The following is a 17,167-nucleotide window of genomic DNA, read 5'->3' on the forward strand; positions in this document are numbered from 1 at the left end:
GCGACAAGCGTATGATAAGGCTCGTCGGAAGCAGCGTTCGTATAGTTGCTCGAGTTTACAGCACCGCGGCTCTTTAATTCACCGCGACTTCAGGAGACATACCATTAACACTCGTCAGCGGCAGGCTCTGAAACTGGTCATTGGATTTATTCGCCCCTATCGCAAGGCCGTGGCCGGTGCTCTGGTCGCGCTGGTTATCACCGCAGGCATCACACTTGGGTTAGGGCAGGGCCTGAAAATTCTAATCGACCAGGGCCTAGCCACCCAATCCCCGGCCAACCTGGCTCGCGCCGTTGGGTTGTTTTTTATTCTGGTGTTGGGGCTGGCGTTCGGATCCTTTGCACGGTTTTATCTGGTGTCCTGGATTGGCGAACGGGTGGTGGCTGATATCCGTAAACAGGTATTCAATCATCTGATTGACCTACACCCGGGATTCTTCGAGCAAAATCGCGCGCTGGAAATTCAGTCCCGCTTTACGGCTGATACCACGGTTTTGCAATCGGTGATCGGCTCCACAGTATCCATTGCCTTGCGCAACGCGTTGATGCTGGTAGGTGGATTGCTGTTGTTATTCATCACCAACCCCAAACTGGCTGGAATTATCCTGCTAGGCTTTCCTTTGGTTATCGTACCCATCCTGTTTTTCGGCCGGCGGGTGCGACAGCTGTCACGGCTCAGCCAGGACAGAGTAGCGGACGTAGGCAGCTACGTAGGAGAAAATCTCACCCAGATAAAAACCGTGCAGGCCTTCAACCACCAGCCCCATGACCGGCGCTTTTTTTCAGATGTGTCTGAGCGCGCATTCGACATCGCCCGTGAGCGCATCAAGCAACGCGCCTGGCTGACCACTCTGGCGATTACCCTAGTGATGGGTGCAATCGGCATCGTGATTTGGATCGGCGGTCTGGATGTTATCCACGGGCGGATTACCCCAGGGGAACTCGCGGCTTTTTTGTTTTACAGCCTGCTTGTGGGTGTAGCCGCCGGCGCCATCAGTGAAGTGATCGGTGAGCTGCAACGGGCTGCGGGTTCTGCCGCAAGGCTGTTCGAACTGTTACAGACCGAACCGGCGTTTAACCGGGCCACCGAAGGGGCAAGCGGTTTCCCCAGTGCCATTGCGGGGGATATTCGCATCCAAGGCCTGACGTTCCACTATCCGGGCCGTAGCGAATACGCCGCATTGGCTGATGTCTGCCTGCATGTTCGCGCCGGGGAAACACTAGCACTGGTCGGCCCTTCTGGTGCGGGAAAATCTACGCTGTTTGATCTGCTATTGCATTTCTATCAACCCGACAGCGGCACCGTCTATATTGACGGCACGGATAGCGCCACAGTGTCCCTGGAGGCGCTGCGTAGCTGCTTTTCACTGGTACCCCAGAACCCAGCACTGTTCCACGGCACGGTGGCAGACAATATACGTTACGCGCGGCCAAGCGCCAGCCAGACCGATGTTGAACAGGCCGCCCGTATCGCCCACGCCCATGAGTTCATCGAAAAACTTCCTGAAGGCTATCTCACCCGCCTGGGAGATGCCGGGCTGGGGCTTTCGGGCGGCCAGAAACAACGGCTCGCCATTGCCCGCGCGTTGCTGGCCGATGCGCCCATCCTGCTGTTGGATGAAGCCACCAGCGCCCTAGACGCGGAAAGCGAAAGCCTGGTCCAGCAAGCTATGCCGGCGCTTACCTCTGGCAGAACCACGTTGGTCATTGCCCACAGGCTAGCCACGGTGCGGGATGCTGACCGAATCGCCGTGCTAGACCAGGGCCGGTTATTGGCGGTGGGCAGTCATGACGAGCTAATACAGACGAACCCGCTATACCAGCGCTTGGCGGCGTTACAATTCCGGGAGCCGCCGGCGTGATATTCATCCTAGTTAATTTGTGTCATTCAACGGTACTCCCTACACTAGTAATTCCTACACTAGTTAACGACACTGTTTTAATCAGACACACAGGGAGAATGGCAAAGTGAGCAATAAAGAATTGCAAGCACTCAAAGAACGCTATGTTGCGGCAGGCGCGGCAAGTCCCAATGAGCAATTTGCTGACCACGCAACCAATTCAGAACTGTGGGACGCAGACGGTAAACGCATGATCGATTTTGCCGGCGGCATCGGTGTTCTCAACATCGGCCACCGGCACCCGAAAGTGGTTGAGGCTATCAAGGCCCAGCTAGATAAACTGATGCACACCTGCCAAACGGTTATGCCCTATGAGGGCTATGTACGCCTCGCGCAGAAGCTAAGTGAAGTAACACCTGTAAAAGGTCACGCCAAAGTAATGCTGGCCAACTCCGGTGCCGAGGCTCTGGAAAACGCCGTTAAGATTGCTCGGGCTTCGACCGGTCGCACCAACGTAATCTGCTTTAACGGCGGCTATCACGGCCGCACCTTCATGACTATGGCGATGAATGGCAAGGCGGCGCCTTACCAGACAGACTTCGGCCCCATGCCCGGGTGCGTATTTCGGGCACCCTATCCCGTGCCTTATCACGGTGTGAGTGAGGAAGAAGCCTTGCGTGGCCTGCATATGACCATGAAGACAGATTCTCCGGCGAACCAGACGGCAGCCATCGTGCTAGAACCGGTACTGGGCGAGGGTGGTTTTTACGCGGCGCCGACCAGCTTCCTCAAGGCACTGCGGAAAATTTGTGACGACACCGGCATTCTGCTGATTATTGATGAAGTGCAGAGTGGCTTTGGCCGTACCGGCAAGATGTTTGCCATTGAACACAGTGGTGTTGAGGCAGATATCATCACCATGGCCAAGAGTATGGCTGATGGCATGCCAATCTCGGCAATTGTCGGAACCGACAAAGTCATGGATTCCTCAGGGCCTAACTCCCTAGGCGGCACCTACACGGGTAGCCCGACCGCCTGTGCTGCTGCATTGGCTGTGTTCAAAGTGTTCGAAGAAGAAGACATTCTGGGCAAGAGCGTGCGTTTAGGCGAAAAACTGAATGAACGGTTCACTCAGTGGCAGGAAAAGTTCACCCACGTAGATAACGTTCGCTGCCTTGGGCCCATGGCAGCATTCGAGATGGTTGAAAGCAAAGAAAACCGAAAGCCAATGCCCGAGCTAACTGCAGCGATTACTAAGAAAGCCAAGGAGAAGGGTCTTATCCTTCTGAGCTGCGGCATGTATGGCAATACGCTACGCTTTCTGATGCCCGTAACGATTGAGGATAATATCCTTGAAGAAGGCTTGGCAATTGTTGAAGAGTGCTTGAAAGAAGCCGGCGCCTAATATAGTTCCGCAGTGACTTTGGGTCCCAAAACCGAACCTCCGGGTTCGGTTTTTTTATGGGGTTCGTCGTATACTGGCTGTAGTTGTTTCACCAACCAGGCAGAGCCATGACTTCACCGAACGCAACGGCTGTACCCGAGCACAAACCCAGGCCCTGGGTTGATCTTCTGGTCAGTATTGTTATTCCATCCGTTATTCTGATGAAATTCAGCGGCGATCAGCATCTTGGCAGCGTTAATGCCCTGATTCTTGGTTTAGCATTCCCCCTTGGTTGGGGATTGTTCGAGCTGATCCGTTACCACAAGAAGAACTTTATCGCCGTGCTGGGTCTGGTGAGTGTAGGGCTCACAGGCGGTATTGGATTACTAGAACTGGATGCCGGATGGCTGGCAATAAAAGAAGCGGCCATTCCCGCCATTATTGGATTGGCTGTGTTGGCCTCTACCCGCACGAAATACCCTCTGGTTCGCACACTTCTGTACAACCCCAACGTGCTCGATGTGGGAAAAATTCAAAAAACGTTGGAAGAGAAAAACCAAGTAGAAGAGTTTGAAGAGCGTTTGTTAAAAGCGAGCTACTTTTTTGCCGGCACGTTTCTGTTCTCATCCATCATGAACTACGTTATTGCCCGTTGGATTGTGGTCAGCCCCTCAGGTACCCAGGCCTTCAATGAAGAGCTTGGCAGGATGACGCTGGTAAGCTACCCAATGATTGCTATACCTTCCATGATCATGATGATGCTTATCTTCTATTACCTATGGAGAACCATTCGCCGGCTGACGGGGTACACGCTGGAAGAGGTCATGGCGCCACAAATTGCAGAGAAAGAGAAAGCCAAATCCTCAAACTCTGCTTCTGGAAAATAGCGCTTATTCCAATAACATACCCGGTTTTTCGGGAATAAAAAAAGCGGCCAGAGTATCACTACTCTGGCCGCTTTTTTGTTACTTATCTGAGCCTTATCAAATATCGAGATTCGTCACTTCCAGCGCATGAGTCTGGATAAAGTTACGACGCGGCTCAACATCATCGCCCATCAAAGTGGTGAAGATTTGATCCGCCGCAATGGCGTCTTCAATCTTCACTTTCATCATGCGACGGCATTCAGGATCCATGGTGGTTTCCCACAACTGATCAGGATTCATCTCGCCCAAGCCCTTGTAGCGTTGGATGTTCAGCCCGCGCTGAGCTTCCTTCATCAACCACTGCAATGCGCCTTCAAAAGACAGCACTGCCTGCTTACGCTCGCCACGCTGAATATATGCCCCTTCTTCGACAAGCCCGTTCAGGGTTTCGCCAAGGCGCGCAATGGCACCATAGGATGGCGAATCAAAGAAATCATGGCTGAACGTGTGCTCGTAGGGAATCCCGTGCACATAGATGGTGACTTTTGGCAGATAGAGCTCGCGCTCATTGTCTTTGGCTACAGAGAAGGTGTACTTGGTGCCACTGCGAGTATCAACATTTAGCCCGTCGCCCAAGCGACCGGCCCAAGCCGCAACCGACTCCTCGTTCTTCAGATGCTCCGCCTTCAGCGTATCATTGTGCAGCATCTGCTCCAGTACCTTCGCCGGGTACGCGCGGGACAAGCGAGAAATCATCGCCATAACCGTCTGATAGTCCTGCACCATGGTCTCAAGGGCAGAGTCCTTGATAGGAGGTGCGTCCGGATTTACGTACAGCTGTGCGCCTTCCAGAGACGTCTGAGTAAGGTAAGCTTCTTTTGATTTCTCGTCCTTCAGGTACTGCTCTTGTTTGCCACGCTTGACCTTGTAAAGCGGCGGCATAGCGATAAACACATGACCACGCTCAATGATTTCGCGCATCTGGCGGAACAGGAACGTCAACAGCAGAGTACGAATGTGGGAACCGTCCACATCGGCGTCCGTCATGATAATGATGGAATGATACCGAAGCTTATCCGCATTGAACTCTTCACGGCCAATACCACAACCCAACGCAGTAATCAGCGTGCCGACTTCAACGGAGGATAACATCTTGTCGAAGCGTGCCTTCTCTACGTTCAGGATCTTACCTTTCAACGGTAGAATTGCCTGAGTTTTGCGATCTCGGCCTTGTTTAGCGCTACCACCGGCCGAGTCACCCTCCACTATAAACAGCTCGGAGAGGGCGGGGTCTTTCTCTTGGCAGTCTGCCAGTTTTCCAGGCAAACCTGCGATATCCAACGCACCTTTTCGGCGGGTCATATCCCGGGCCTTACGGGCAGCTTCTCGGGCTCGCGCTGCTTCAATCATCTTATTAACAATAAGCCTGGCTTCGCTGGGCTGCTCCTGCAAATACTCTGCAAAGGCGTGATAGAGCTCCTGCTCAACGGCCGTTTTCACTTCCGAAGACACCAGCTTGTCTTTCGTTTGTGAAGAAAACTTAGGATCAGGTACTTTCACGCTGACAATCGCCGTCAGGCCTTCCCGAGCATCATCACCAGACGTGCTCACCTTTGCCTTCTTACCCAGACCTTCATTCTCAATGTAAGTATTCAACGAACGGGTAAGAGCAGAACGGAAACCCGCCAAGTGTGTGCCGCCATCGCGCTGGGGTATGTTGTTGGTAAAGCAGTAAATATTTTCCTGAAAGGCATCGTTCCACTGCATGGAAACTTCCACCACAATGCCGTCTTCACGCTCACGAGTGAAGTGGAAAACCCGGTTGATCGGCGTTTTGTTGGCGTTAAGGTGCTCAACAAATGCCCGCAAACCACCGTCGTACTGAAAAAGTTCTTCTTTACCACTACGCTCGTCTGTCAGGCGGATACGCACACCGCTGTTCAGAAATGCCAATTCCCGAACGCGTTTTGCGAGAATATCGTAATGGAATTCAATGTGGGTGAAGGTATCGGGAGACGGGATAAAGTGTACCCGGGTACCTGAAGCCTCTGTATCACCCACCGCAGCCAAAGGCGCGTTTGGCACACCGTGGGTGTAAACCTGCTCATACACCTTTCCATCGCGACGTATGGTCAGGGTGAGGGTAGACGACAGAGCGTTTACAACTGAAACACCTACGCCGTGAAGACCGCCGGAAACTTTATAGGAACTATCATCAAACTTACCCCCAGCGTGGAGTACCGTCATGATAACTTCGGCGGCGGATACGCCTTCTTCCTCGTGCATATCTACAGGAACACCACGGCCGTTATCGTGAACGCTTACCGACTCATCCGCATGAATAATGATACCGATTTCGGAGCAGTGTCCTGCCAGAGCTTCATCGATGGAGTTGTCCACCAGCTCAAACACCATGTGATGCAAGCCGGTGCCATCATCTGTATCGCCGATGTACATCCCTGGCCGTTTTCGTACCGCATCCAGCCCTTTCAGGACTTTGATACTGGTAGAGTTATAGCTCGATTCACTCATTAGGAAACTCCTGAAACTTAAGGGCCGGCGCTTTCCTTAAATCCGCATCTTGCAGGCTGAGGATTTGGTAAGCCGGTTTTATTCTTCCTTCAATTTGCCATGTTCCACGTGGAACATTCGGTAATCAGGTATCTGGTTACCCTGCCACAATGACTCCGGATCGGGATGTTCAATGGAGGTAATGAATACCTGGCAACGTAACTCCTGTAACTTGCGAGCCAGCATCGATCTGTGACTCTCATCCAGCTCGGCATTAATATCATCAATCAGAAAGCTGACCTGCTTTCCGAGATCATTTAAAACCACGCTCTGGGCAATTTTCATCAGGATAACGAGGGTTTTCTGTTGGCCGCGGGAAAACGTTTCCACCACCGGTCGTCCCTGAAATCTGATCCTTATGTCCGCTCGGTTAGGCCCATAAAGGGTGTGCCCCATGCGGGCTTCCTGTTCCCTATGCTGGACAAGTACATCTACCAGCGATTGGCTTGTATCCCACCCGGGATAGAACTCGAGCTTTAGCCCGTCCGTCCAGCTAACGTTCACTTCGTGAAGCAGGCTGTCGAACGCGCTTTTGAATTGATCAAAAGCAGCTTTTCGGGCTTCGCTTATTCGTTCGCTCAGTGCTGCGTACTGGGCATCCCAGATACGCAGCATGGATTCTTCTAGTCTACCATTTCTGAGCGTTTGATTCCGCTGTGATATCACTCTCTGGCACTGTTGCCAGCTTGATGCGAAGGAAGGTTCCACGTGGAACACTGCCCAATCTAAAAATTGACGTCGCTTCCCAGGCCCACCTGCCACAATATCAAACACGCCAGGATCAATAACCGACACGGGCAGGTGCATCGCAAGAGAAGAAAGGCTGCGTACACCTTCACCATCAACCCGCAGCTTGGTTTCTTTCTGACCTACATCCCTTGAGATACCTAACCGGTGCGCAAGAGAACCTGAAGATTCAGCATTTCGTTCGTCATCAAAGCCGTGATCCAAGCCACCAAACACCGTGAATCGTTGCTGACCATGCTGGACGACCGCTTGATGCCTGTTTATTCGAAACGATCGACCTAGCCCCAGATAACCAATAGCTTCAAGAACACTGGTCTTCCCGCTGCCGTTGGCACCGTATAACAAATTGAATGAGGGTGAGAACGACGCCGGTTCGGCGGGTGACAGATTGCGAAAAAACTCGGTATGAAGTTTTACCAGCGCCATAGAAAGGACAGCTCGTCGCGGCAGCAAAAGGAATGGAACGTATCCACGAAAAAAGGCAGCATCTCACAAGTATAGTGAAATACTGCCCTTAGTGTACAAAACCGAGCAGGTGAAGGCGACCCGCCTCAGTGCAGCATATTCAAACGCTCATCCATAAACACATCCATTTCTGGCGCAAGAATATGCACGTAGCGGTCGAAATACAGGAACTGCTTCAGCAACAGGGCGAACTCCCTTGGGAAATGTAGCCCGTGGCTTTCGCCCACTTTAACCATGTCCATCAAGATGTTATTCACATCGTCTTCGGCTTGATCCGCTTGATAGGACACTTGATCTGGCACCATCTTATCCATTTTTTGATACAACTTACGTAAATCGTCCGCTAGCTGGTCTGCCTGCACGGTACGGTTGGTGATTCCAATACGGATCATGGCATCCGCCATACCGTCGAAATTACCTACCATCACTGAGGAAATAAAATCGCTAACCGCTTCCCACGTGTCTGGGCGGATTCGACCGACAATTCCGAAATCGATAAATCCAATACGCCCATCTTTCAATACCATCAGGTTACCTGCGTGCACATCGGCGTGGAAAAACTCACACTGAGTAAGGCTGGCAAACCAGGTATTCATCGCGGTGATCAGTGTCCGCTCCGGATCTTTTGCATAACCCCGGATACTTTCGAGGTCCGTTAAAGGCACCCCGTGGAAACGCTCCATGGTAAGTATCCGACGGGTGCTGGCATGTTCGTAAACCTCGGGAACCGTAGCCTCTTCATTATGAGTGTCGTGGAGAAACTTCCGAAACACCTTGAGGTTGTTCGCCTCCTTAATGAAGTCGCATTCCTCCATCATGGTGCGCTGGATTTCTTCCACAATCCCGGAGAGCGACGTCCAAGAGAGTTTTGGTGCTAAGGTTTCTAGAATTCGCGCCGAAAGATACAGGAAGTTCAGATCTGTCAGCAGGATATTTTCAACGCCCGGTTTCTGAACCTTGATCACCACCTCTTCGCCAGTAACCAGGCGAGCAGCGTGAACCTGTGCAATTGAGGCGGAAGCCAGGGCTATCGGATCAATCTCAGAGAACACTTGATCAATCGGTACATCCAGCTCGTCACGAATAATGCGCTTGATTACACCAAACGGCAGATTGGGCGTGCGATCCAAGCAGCATTGAAATTCTTCCACGTACTCTTTCGGGAAGAAGGTCGGCGAACTCGCAATGAACTGCCCAAGTTTGATGTAGGTTGCGCCCAGGGATTCGAACGTCCGGCGTAACAGCCGCGGAGCAGGAGGCCGATCACCCCCAACCCATCTGGCTCCAGTTCGACCCAGTACAGAAAGTGTTTGGCCAATTCTGAACGCGCCTTTGATTCCATTCGTTACGGTGCCCATCAGTCTTCTCCTATAGCCTCATCGGCATAACCACATAAAGGCAGCGGTTATCAGTTTGCGATTCAATCAGTGCGCTACTATTCGGATTGGAGAGCGTAATCTTCACCTGCTCATCATCCAGCGCGTTCATTACGTCAATTAAATAGCCTACATTAAAACCAATCTGTAAGGATTCGCCCTGATAATCCACCGGCAGTGCGTCTTCAGCCTGTTCTTGATCCGGGTTATTAGCAAACACCTTGAGTTCATTCGTCGCCAAATTCAGACGAACGCCGCGGATATTTTCATGGGACAAGATGCCAGCCCGCTGCAAGGTATTTTTCAGGGTCGCACGATCTGCCAGAACTATCTTGTCGCCGCCGCGTGGAACCACCCGATTGTAATCCGGGAACTTGCCTTCAATAAGCTTGGAAGTGAAGGTGTAGGATCCAACAGTCGCTCGCAGGTGGCTATCCCCAATAACCAACGTGACCGATGTTTCCACGTCATCCAGCAACCGTGAAAGCTCCAGAACGCCCTTACGGGGGACTATAACCTGGCGCGGCTCTGCACAACCGGTATCCAGCTCAACATGAGCCATCGCGAGCCGGTGGCCGTCGGTTGCCACTGTACGTACGTGATCCTTATCCACTTCAAGCAACAATCCGTTCAAATAATAGCGAACATCTTGCTGAGCCATGGCGAACGCTGTCGCATCAAACATGCGCCTCAGTTCTTTCTGTGGCAGTTCAAGCCGGAAGCTCTCTGGCTCATCTTCCACATTAGGGAAATGCTCAGCTGGCAACGTGGAAAGCGTGAAATGACTTGCGCCACATCGTATATGCAACCGGTCGCCTTCAAGCACTAATTCTATTGGCGCTTCATCGCCCAGCGCTCTGCAGATATCTGAAAGCTTCCGGGCTGGTACGGTGATCCGCCCGGGCTGGTCAATATGGACAGGTGTCACCCGTCCTACCAGCTCAACTTCCATGTTTGTCCCAGTTAGGGTCAAAGTGTTGTCTTCGGCCACCAGCAGCACATTCGACAGTACCGGCATGGTCTGCTTTTTTTCAACGACACCGGCAATGCTTTGCAACGGTGTGAGCAGGGATTCACGGCTGATCGTCAGTTTCATGTCACTCAGCTTTCTGTTGTTGGAAGGATGAATGTAGAATTCAGGTGGTTAGTAATCTCATGAAATTCTTATAATCTTCGCGAATGCCAGGATCTGTTTCCTGAAGCTCCACGATTTTCTTGCACGCATGCAAAACGGTTGTGTGATCGCGGCCACCAAACGCATCGCCGATTTCCGGCAAGCTGTGATTAGTCAGCTCTTTGGAAAGCGACATAGCCACTTGCCGGGGCCGGGTAATCACGCGGGTACGCCGCTTGGAGTGTAGATCCGCTACCTTAATCTTATAATACTCGGCCACCGTGCGCTGAATGTTATCGATGCTCACCTGTTTTTCATGCAGAGCGAGCAGATCTTTCAGGCTTTCCCGGATAAACGGTGGCGTAATTTCAGAACCCGTGAAGTGAGCGTTCGCTATCACCAAGCGGAGTGCGCCTTCAAGTTCCCTCACGTTAGAGCGGATCTTTTGAGCGATAAAAAATGCGGCTTCGCTGCTTAATTTTACATTGGTCTGTTCAGCCTTCTTCATCAGAATCGCCACTCGCGTTTCCAGCTCCGGCGGCTCAACCATCACTGTTAGCCCCCAACCAAAACGGGACTTCAGGCGCTCCTCCATGTCGATGATTTCTTTTGGAAACCGATCACACGTTACGATTACCTGTTGGCCGCCCTCAAGCAACGCGTTAAAGGTGTGAAAAAACTCTTCCTGGGAGCGTTCTTTACGGGCAAAAAATTGAATATCATCGATCAACAACGCGTCCACGGACCGGTAGTAACGCTTAAATTCACTGATTGCGTTCAGTTGCAGCGCCTTAACCATATCTGCAACAAACCGTTCCGAACGCAGATACGCAACCTTAGCATTAGGGTTGCGCCGTTCAATCTCATTTCCTATCGCGTGCATCAGGTGAGTTTTACCCAAGCCGACACCACCGTATAAAAATAGTGGGTTATACGCACCGCCCGGGTTTTCAGCCACCTGCATTGACGCAGCCCTGGCAAGCTGGTTCGACTTACCCTCAATAAAGGTATCAAATGTGAAGCCTTCGTTGAGAAAGCTTTGGTGCTTGATGTCACCTTCTACCTGAACCGAACGACGGGGTGTCGCCGATCCATACCCTCTATTCTGTCTATTCTGTGCAGCCCGGCTACCGCTCACAGTCGTCGCGATACCTTTCTCCTCTTCGGTAACTCTGCCCCCGGTCTCTTCTTGTACTCGCTGTACTGAACCCCGCTGGGCGATTTCTGAGCGCATCACCGGTTCGCTTTCCCGAGGAGCCGATCCAACCTTCATTCCGACCCTTGGAGCCTGCCCACCGTTCAAATCTTTGAGAACTTCTTCTATGCGTCGCAGGTACTTCTCATTCACCCAGTCCATCACAAACCGATTGGGTGCGAAGAGCATCAGTTGCCCCTCCCGTTGATCAGACTGGAGGGGCCTAAGCCAGGTATTGAACTGTTGTGCGGGAAACTCATCCCGAAGTACTTCAAGGCATTGATGCCACATACTGTTCGGCACGACAGTCCGCTCCCGATAACTCATAAATTTCTCGAACCGAGAGTGCCCGATCCCGAAAGATGACCAAGGATTCTAACCTGCCGGCCCCTCCAGTGAAAGCGAAAACACTGAGTCATAAACAGCCTGTGGAAATTAATAGTGTTTCTTATCAATTTGTTAAAGACTTATATACAGCCTTGTGTACAGAAAATTCTTTGTAATAAATTATCAACACCCCTGTGTGTGCAACCGCCCCCCAACCCTGTGCGCAACCATGGGGCTTCCAGTGCATAACTAGGCACTTTTCGACAGGCCCAACTTCTCCACAATTCGTCCTACGCTTATACACAGGGCTCAGGCATACTTCTACCCAGCTTTATGATTGCTTCAAGATAATGATTTATAAGTCATAAATAGGCTTTTCCACAGAAAACAGCCTGTGTAATAACAGTAATAATAGAATCTTTTAAAGAATTATATAAAGACCTATTACTACTGTTATTCTCCGGATCGTCTCGAAATTAGCCTGCGCTTTGCGAACCTCCCAGGAAGCGTTATCTGGCATCAGCGTAAGCGCGTACCAATAAACATTGAACCTTGGGCAGAATTTGCATAGAATGCCGCTCCTGTTTTGGTTATTAATTTCTCAGCCAACTCCCAAATGTCCAACACACGAATTGTGAGATAGTCACCATGAAAAGAACGTTTCAACCAAGCGTCCTGAAGCGTAAGCGCGTTCACGGTTTTCGTGCCCGTATGGCAACTGCCAACGGCCGCAAAGTAATTTCCCGTCGTCGTGCCAAAGGCCGTGCACGTCTGTCAGCGTAATCTGTCGTTCGCCTTGTGAAGACTTTAAATTTCCCTAAAGCGCATCGTCTTTTGCGACCAGCGGATTACAGCAAAGTCTTCGACGACGTACAGATTAAGGTTCCGCACCGGAATTTTCTGATTCTGGCTACTCCGAATAACCTCGGACATGCCAGGATTGGTTTAATTTTTGCGAAGAGAAACCTTAAACTTTCTGTACAGCGAAACCGGATTAAGCGTCAGGTTCGAGAGACTTTCCGACATCAGCCTGATCTTCCCGGAATGGATATCATCGTTCTCGGGCGCCAAGGACTTGCAGCGTTGGAAAACCAAGAGGTGAGCCAATCTCTGAATGGTCTCTGGCACCGGCTTACAAAAAAGTATTGTCAGCTATCGCCATCTCAATCAGCAGGAACATCCCCAGCTGCAGAGGGAACGGGTTAATGCGCAACTTTCTGCTTCTTCCTATCCGCGTTTATCAGTATGCCCTCAGTCCGTTTATGGCCAGTCATTGCCGACATTATCCAACCTGTTCACAATACGCTGTGGAAGCTATCTCCCATCACGGTTCGCTGAAAGGTCTTTATCTCTCCACTAAACGCCTGTTGAGATGCCACCCTTGGGCAGAAGGTGGTTATGATCCTGTACCGGGTACCGTACAATCGCGACAGGCAGAAATAGCGTCCTGTAGCCCTCAGGCTGACCATCCCCCAATAACCACCCAGGCCAGACAGTAACTCTATGGATATTCAACGCATCGTATTATTTGCCGGCCTGGCTATTGTCAGTTATTTGATGGTGCTTGCTTGGAATGATGATTATCACCAACCCGTTCCTACTGAGCAGGTAGTAGAGTCTACGCGCGTACAGTCAGATAACAGTTCTGTTGGTTCTGATGCCATGGTGCTTCCAGGCGAAACCTCGCAAGGAACCGCCGCCAATACCGGAGCAGACGAAGAATTTACAACTCCCGAAAGTGGCCAAATAGTATCCACCCCGGCGAACTCGAATGTCAGTGTGAACAACCAATACATCACGGTTCGCACCGATGTCTTGGATCTCGTTATTGATCGAGTAAGCGGCAATTTGGTCAAAGGTTCGCTGATTGATTACGACAAGTCATTGAATAGCAAAGAATCACTGAGCGTTCTGAATAATACAGAGGATCGGTTTTATGTTCTGGAAAGCGGGCTGATTGGTAAGAACGGCCCTGATAGCGCCAAGAATGGTGAAGCACCGGTTTACGATACAGACGCTACCAACTACGAATTGACAAAAGGCAACAACGAACTGGCGGTTGATCTGACGCACACCATGGAAAACGGTGTTCGCATTACTAAGCGCTACCAGTTTACCCGTGACAGTTATGAAATCGGCGTTCGCTACCTAATCGACAACCGTTCCAGCAATAACTGGCAGGCCAACTTTACGGGTAAGATCGTTCGCGATCAGGCACCGGATCCCACGTCCGGGCCAAGTATGGGTATCAAGGCTTTCCTTGGCCTGGTAACCAGCTCCCCCGAAGATCCTTATGAAAAATTTGATTTTGGTGATCTGGAAGAAACACGTATCAACCAGACTGTAACCAATGGCTGGATGGCGTTTCTGCAGCACTACTTCCTTGCAGCCTGGGTACCAGACCGAGACCAACCCGCGCAGTTCCAGACGACTCGTCGCGGCCTGTTGCATGTGATGGGTTTTGTTTACCCGGCAACAACCGTAGCGCCTGGAGAAACCATAGAAATTGGTGCTCGTGCCTATGTAGGTCCAAAGATTATCGATCGTCTTGAGGGCGTTGCGCCAAACCTCGACCGCACCGTAGATTTCGGCTGGCTGTTCTTTATTTCGCTGCCATTGTTCATCGTTCTGGAATGGTTCCACAGCATAGTGGGCAACTGGGGTGTATCCATTATTTTGCTGACGGTGCTAGTTAAAGGCCTGTTCTTTAAGCTTTCCGCCACCAGCTACCGCTCCATGGGGCGCATGCGAGCCGTTGCTCCGCAGCTGGCCAGGTTGAAAGAGTTGTACGGCGATGATCGCCAACGCATGTCCCAAGAGATGATGGCTCTGTACAAGAAAGAGAAGATTAATCCGCTAGGTGGTTGCTTGCCTATTCTGGTTCAGATGCCCGTGTTCATCTCCCTATACTGGGTACTGTTCGAGAGTGTTCAGCTGCGCCATGCGCCCTTCATGCTATGGATACACGACCTTTCAGTAATGGATCCTTACTTTATTCTGCCGATCCTTATGGGTGCCAGCATGATGCTGCAGATGAGCCTGAACCCGACTCCGCCAGATCCGATGCAAGCTAAAATAATGAAGCTGATGCCAGTGGTATTCACCATCTTCTTCCTCTGGTTCCCGGCCGGTCTGGTACTGTACTGGTTGGTAAACAACATTCTGTCGATTAGCCAGCAGTGGTACATTACCCGTAAGATCGAAGCAGAAATGGCCACTAGAAAACACTGACCCAGTGGCCGGTTAGGTATTTGGTAAAGGCTCCTTAATGGGGCCTTTACTATTTAAGGAATGCAAAAAACTGTTGTGTAAGAGGCACATGTGATGAACCAGCGCCCCGGAACTCTCGACGCTCCTCAAACCCCCCACACTCCCGAAACCATCGCGGCCATAGCCACAGCTCCAGGCCAGGCTGGGGTGGGCATTGTTCGGGTATCCGGCCCGCTGGCGAAGATAATTGCTGCTGCAATGCTGGGGTATGCACCAAAGCCTCGATACGCCCATTACGGCGCCTTTTTAGATCAGCACAAAGAGCTCATTGATGAAGGAATTGGGCTTTTTTTTCCCAACCCCAATTCTTTTACAGGTGAAGATGTTTTTGAGCTACAGGGCCACGGCGGCACGGTCATTCTGGATTTACTGCTACGGGAAGTCTGTCGTCTTGGAGCGCGCTTGGCACGCCCCGGTGAGTTCTCAGAGCGGGCCTTTCTCAACGATAAGCTCGACTTGGCTCAGGCCGAAGCCATTGCCGATCTTATTGAAAGCAGCTCGGAACAGGCCGCACGCTGTGCGGTTCGATCCATGCAGGGCGTGTTTTCACGGCGTATTGAGGCGCTAGTGGTATCTGTAACCCATCTACGTATTTATGTGGAAGCGGCTATTGATTTTCCGGAAGAGGAAATCGATTTCCTCGCCGACGGCAAAGTCGCCACCGATCTACAGGCCTTGTTGGAACACCTTCAGGGCATACTAGGTGAAGCTCAGCAGGGCACCATCCTACGGGATGGTATGAAGGTTGTGATTGCCGGCCGTCCTAATGCTGGTAAATCCAGCCTCCTCAATGCGCTTGCTGGGAGAGAAGCGGCCATAGTGACCGCCATTGAAGGTACGACCCGGGATGTCCTGCGGGAACATATCCACATCGATGGTATGCCTCTGCATATTATCGACACCGCAGGCCTGCGTGACAGTGCCGACGAAGTGGAACAAATTGGTATTGCCCGAGCCTGGGACGAAATTCGCCACGCCGATCGCATCCTGCTTATGGTGGATGCCACCACCACAGATAAAACCACGCCCAATGAAATCTGGCCAGATTTCATTGATCAGTTGCCTGCGTCAGCCCCGGTTACGGTGATTCGTAACAAAGTTGATCTGAGCGGAGAAATAGTGGGTCTTTCAGAGTTACCCGCAGAGCACGCGCCGGTGATGCGCCTCGCGGCGAAATCCACTGATGGGCTCGATGTTCTGAGAAATCATCTGAAGCAGTGCATGGGCTTTGCCAGCACCACCGAAGGCGGCTTTCTGGCTCGCCGCCGGCACCTGGATGCGTTGGAACGCGCCCGGGATTTTATGCTGCAAGGTCAGGCCCAGTTAGAAGGTTATGGCGCCGGGGAACTGCTCGCTGAAGATCTGCGGGCTGCGCAGGATGCGCTAGGAGAAATTACGGGGCAGATCACTCCGGATGAATTATTGGGCAAGATCTTCGGATCCTTCTGTATCGGGAAGTGAATCCCTAATCATCATGAATACCACTAGCTTGGTCACATGCTTCCTCACAGGCAACAGGCCTTGAATTTCTTACCACTGCCACAGGGGCAGTGTTCATTGCGCCCGGGTTTCAGGACGCCCTGGTGGGGTTGGCCCTGCAAGTAATACCAGCGGCCGTCTTCGCGCACAAAATCTGAGTTTTCCTGCAGATAACCCCACCCGGAATCAAGCCGATAAATAGCCTGAAAGTGCACCTGACCGGTGTCGCCAGTTTCTTTGCTACCAAGTATTCGAAGAGAAACCCAGTTTGGTGAGTCGTCCATATTCAACACTGTTGGCCGGGTGCTGGTGTGCCAGCTGGCGCACAGGTAATCCTCCAGCTTCAGCACAAACGCAGTGAAGCGCGAACGCATCAGCGCTTCGGGCGTGGGGGCTTTTTCGCCGGCATGGTAGCGTTGGCAGCAATCCGTGTAACTGCTCTGGCTGCCACAGGGGCAGTATGGGATAGTAGTTTGCTCAGGCATCGATAGGTGGTGTTTGCGTCAGGGGTTGAAGCTTGCAGTATAACAACC

Annotated in this window: 14 protein-coding genes; 8 read left to right on the forward strand and 6 right to left on the reverse strand. The window is 51.7% G+C overall.

The genetic code is table 11. The features are described from left to right. The first annotated feature begins 127 nt into the window (after window positions 1–127). The 3 genes from CPH80_RS15250 to CPH80_RS15260 all read left to right on the forward strand — a co-directional run bounded on the left by CPH80_RS15250 (window position 128) and on the right by CPH80_RS15260 (window position 4,111). Window positions 128–1,861: an ABC transporter transmembrane domain-containing protein gene (locus tag CPH80_RS15250; protein ID WP_096279111.1), complete on the forward strand. Its 1,734-nt coding sequence runs from the start codon at window positions 128–130 to the stop codon at window positions 1,859–1,861. 106 nt (window positions 1,862–1,967) lie between these two features. Beyond that, window positions 1,968–3,245 (forward strand): aspartate aminotransferase family protein, encoded by a 1,278-nt coding sequence (locus CPH80_RS15255; RefSeq protein WP_096279113.1) that lies wholly within the window; start codon window positions 1,968–1,970, stop codon window positions 3,243–3,245. 107 nt (window positions 3,246–3,352) lie between these two features. After that, on the forward strand, window positions 3,353–4,111 hold the full coding sequence (locus CPH80_RS15260; protein WP_096279115.1) for a VC0807 family protein: 759 nt from the start codon (window positions 3,353–3,355) through the stop codon (window positions 4,109–4,111). Between the two features lie 96 nt (window positions 4,112–4,207). Here CPH80_RS15260 and gyrB read toward each other — a convergent pair whose 3' ends face one another. The 5 genes from gyrB to dnaA all read right to left on the reverse strand — a co-directional run bounded on the left by gyrB (window position 4,208) and on the right by dnaA (window position 11,861). Continuing rightward, the gene (gyrB, locus tag CPH80_RS15265; RefSeq protein ID WP_096279117.1) at window positions 4,208–6,622 is read right to left on the reverse strand and encodes a DNA topoisomerase (ATP-hydrolyzing) subunit B; all 2,415 of its coding nucleotides are present in this window, start codon (window positions 6,620–6,622) and stop codon (window positions 4,208–4,210) included. Window positions 6,623–6,700: 78 nt separating this feature from the next. Further along, a complete protein-coding gene (gene recF, locus CPH80_RS15270) occupies window positions 6,701–7,834 on the reverse strand; it encodes a DNA replication/repair protein RecF (protein ID WP_096279119.1) in 1,134 nt (377 codons plus the stop codon). Window positions 7,835–7,959: 125 nt separating this feature from the next. After that, window positions 7,960–9,231: an ABC1 kinase family protein gene (locus CPH80_RS15275; RefSeq protein WP_096279121.1), complete on the reverse strand. Its 1,272-nt coding sequence runs from the start codon at window positions 9,229–9,231 to the stop codon at window positions 7,960–7,962. A gap of 10 nt (window positions 9,232–9,241) precedes the next feature. Continuing rightward, window positions 9,242–10,345 carry a DNA polymerase III subunit beta gene (gene dnaN / locus CPH80_RS15280; RefSeq protein WP_096279122.1) on the reverse strand — a complete coding sequence of 368 codons (1,104 nt, stop codon included), beginning with the start codon at window positions 10,343–10,345 and terminating at the stop codon, window positions 9,242–9,244. A gap of 40 nt (window positions 10,346–10,385) precedes the next feature. Continuing rightward, entirely contained in the window at window positions 10,386–11,861 is a 1,476-nt protein-coding gene (gene dnaA / locus CPH80_RS15285; protein WP_096279124.1) for a chromosomal replication initiator protein DnaA, read from the reverse strand. Window positions 11,862–12,533: 672 nt separating this feature from the next. On the opposite strand from dnaA, the gene rpmH reads away from it, so the two are divergent. From rpmH to mnmE, 5 genes are all read left to right on the forward strand, one after another. After that, window positions 12,534–12,668, forward strand: a complete 135-nt coding sequence (rpmH, locus tag CPH80_RS15290; RefSeq protein ID WP_008172542.1) for a 50S ribosomal protein L34 — start codon at window positions 12,534–12,536, stop codon at window positions 12,666–12,668. Between the two features lie 15 nt (window positions 12,669–12,683). Continuing rightward, window positions 12,684–13,091, forward strand: coding sequence for a ribonuclease P protein component (gene rnpA / locus CPH80_RS15295; protein ID WP_096279126.1), 408 nt, complete (start codon window positions 12,684–12,686; stop codon window positions 13,089–13,091). Beyond that, window positions 13,091–13,384, forward strand: coding sequence for a membrane protein insertion efficiency factor YidD (yidD, locus tag CPH80_RS15300; RefSeq protein ID WP_096279128.1), 294 nt, complete (start codon window positions 13,091–13,093; stop codon window positions 13,382–13,384). Before rnpA ends, yidD begins: the two co-directional genes overlap by 1 nt. 4 nt (window positions 13,385–13,388) lie before the next feature. Then, entirely contained in the window at window positions 13,389–15,116 is a 1,728-nt protein-coding gene (yidC, locus tag CPH80_RS15305; protein WP_096279130.1) for a membrane protein insertase YidC, read from the forward strand. 93 nt (window positions 15,117–15,209) lie between these two features. Further along, entirely contained in the window at window positions 15,210–16,616 is a 1,407-nt protein-coding gene (gene mnmE, locus CPH80_RS15310; protein WP_096279132.1) for a tRNA uridine-5-carboxymethylaminomethyl(34) synthesis GTPase MnmE, read from the forward strand. A 44-nt stretch (window positions 16,617–16,660) separates the two neighbouring features. On the opposite strand, the gene CPH80_RS15315 is transcribed toward mnmE, so the two are convergent. Further along, window positions 16,661–17,119, reverse strand: coding sequence for a YchJ family protein (locus CPH80_RS15315; RefSeq protein WP_227520200.1), 459 nt, complete (start codon window positions 17,117–17,119; stop codon window positions 16,661–16,663). Window positions 17,120–17,167 lie beyond the last annotated feature (48 nt).

Source organism: Marinobacter sp. LV10R510-11A, assembly GCF_900215155.1.
GTDB lineage: Bacteria > Pseudomonadota > Gammaproteobacteria > Pseudomonadales > Oleiphilaceae > Marinobacter.

What these genes read in the sequence shown, in the direction of transcription:
- CPH80_RS15260 (WP_096279115.1), top strand. Translation starts at nt 3,353, where the DNA reads ATGACTTCACCGAACGCAACGGCTGTACCCGAGCACAAACCCAGGCCC.
- gyrB (WP_096279117.1), bottom strand. Translation starts at nt 6,622, where the DNA reads ATGAGTGAATCGAGCTATAACTCTACCAGTATCAAAGTCCTGAAAGGG.
- recF (WP_096279119.1), bottom strand. Translation starts at nt 7,834, where the DNA reads ATGGCGCTGGTAAAACTTCATACCGAGTTTTTTCGCAATCTGTCACCC.
- CPH80_RS15275 (WP_096279121.1), bottom strand. Translation starts at nt 9,231, where the DNA reads ATGGGCACCGTAACGAATGGAATCAAAGGCGCGTTCAGAATTGGCCAA.
- dnaN (WP_096279122.1), bottom strand. Translation starts at nt 10,345, where the DNA reads ATGAAACTGACGATCAGCCGTGAATCCCTGCTCACACCGTTGCAAAGC.
- rpmH (WP_008172542.1), top strand. Translation starts at nt 12,534, where the DNA reads ATGAAAAGAACGTTTCAACCAAGCGTCCTGAAGCGTAAGCGCGTTCAC.
- yidD (WP_096279128.1), top strand. Translation starts at nt 13,091, where the DNA reads ATGCGCAACTTTCTGCTTCTTCCTATCCGCGTTTATCAGTATGCCCTC.
- yidC (WP_096279130.1), top strand. Translation starts at nt 13,389, where the DNA reads ATGGATATTCAACGCATCGTATTATTTGCCGGCCTGGCTATTGTCAGT.
- mnmE (WP_096279132.1), top strand. Translation starts at nt 15,210, where the DNA reads ATGAACCAGCGCCCCGGAACTCTCGACGCTCCTCAAACCCCCCACACT.
- CPH80_RS15315 (WP_227520200.1), bottom strand. Translation starts at nt 17,119, where the DNA reads ATGCCTGAGCAAACTACTATCCCATACTGCCCCTGTGGCAGCCAGAGC.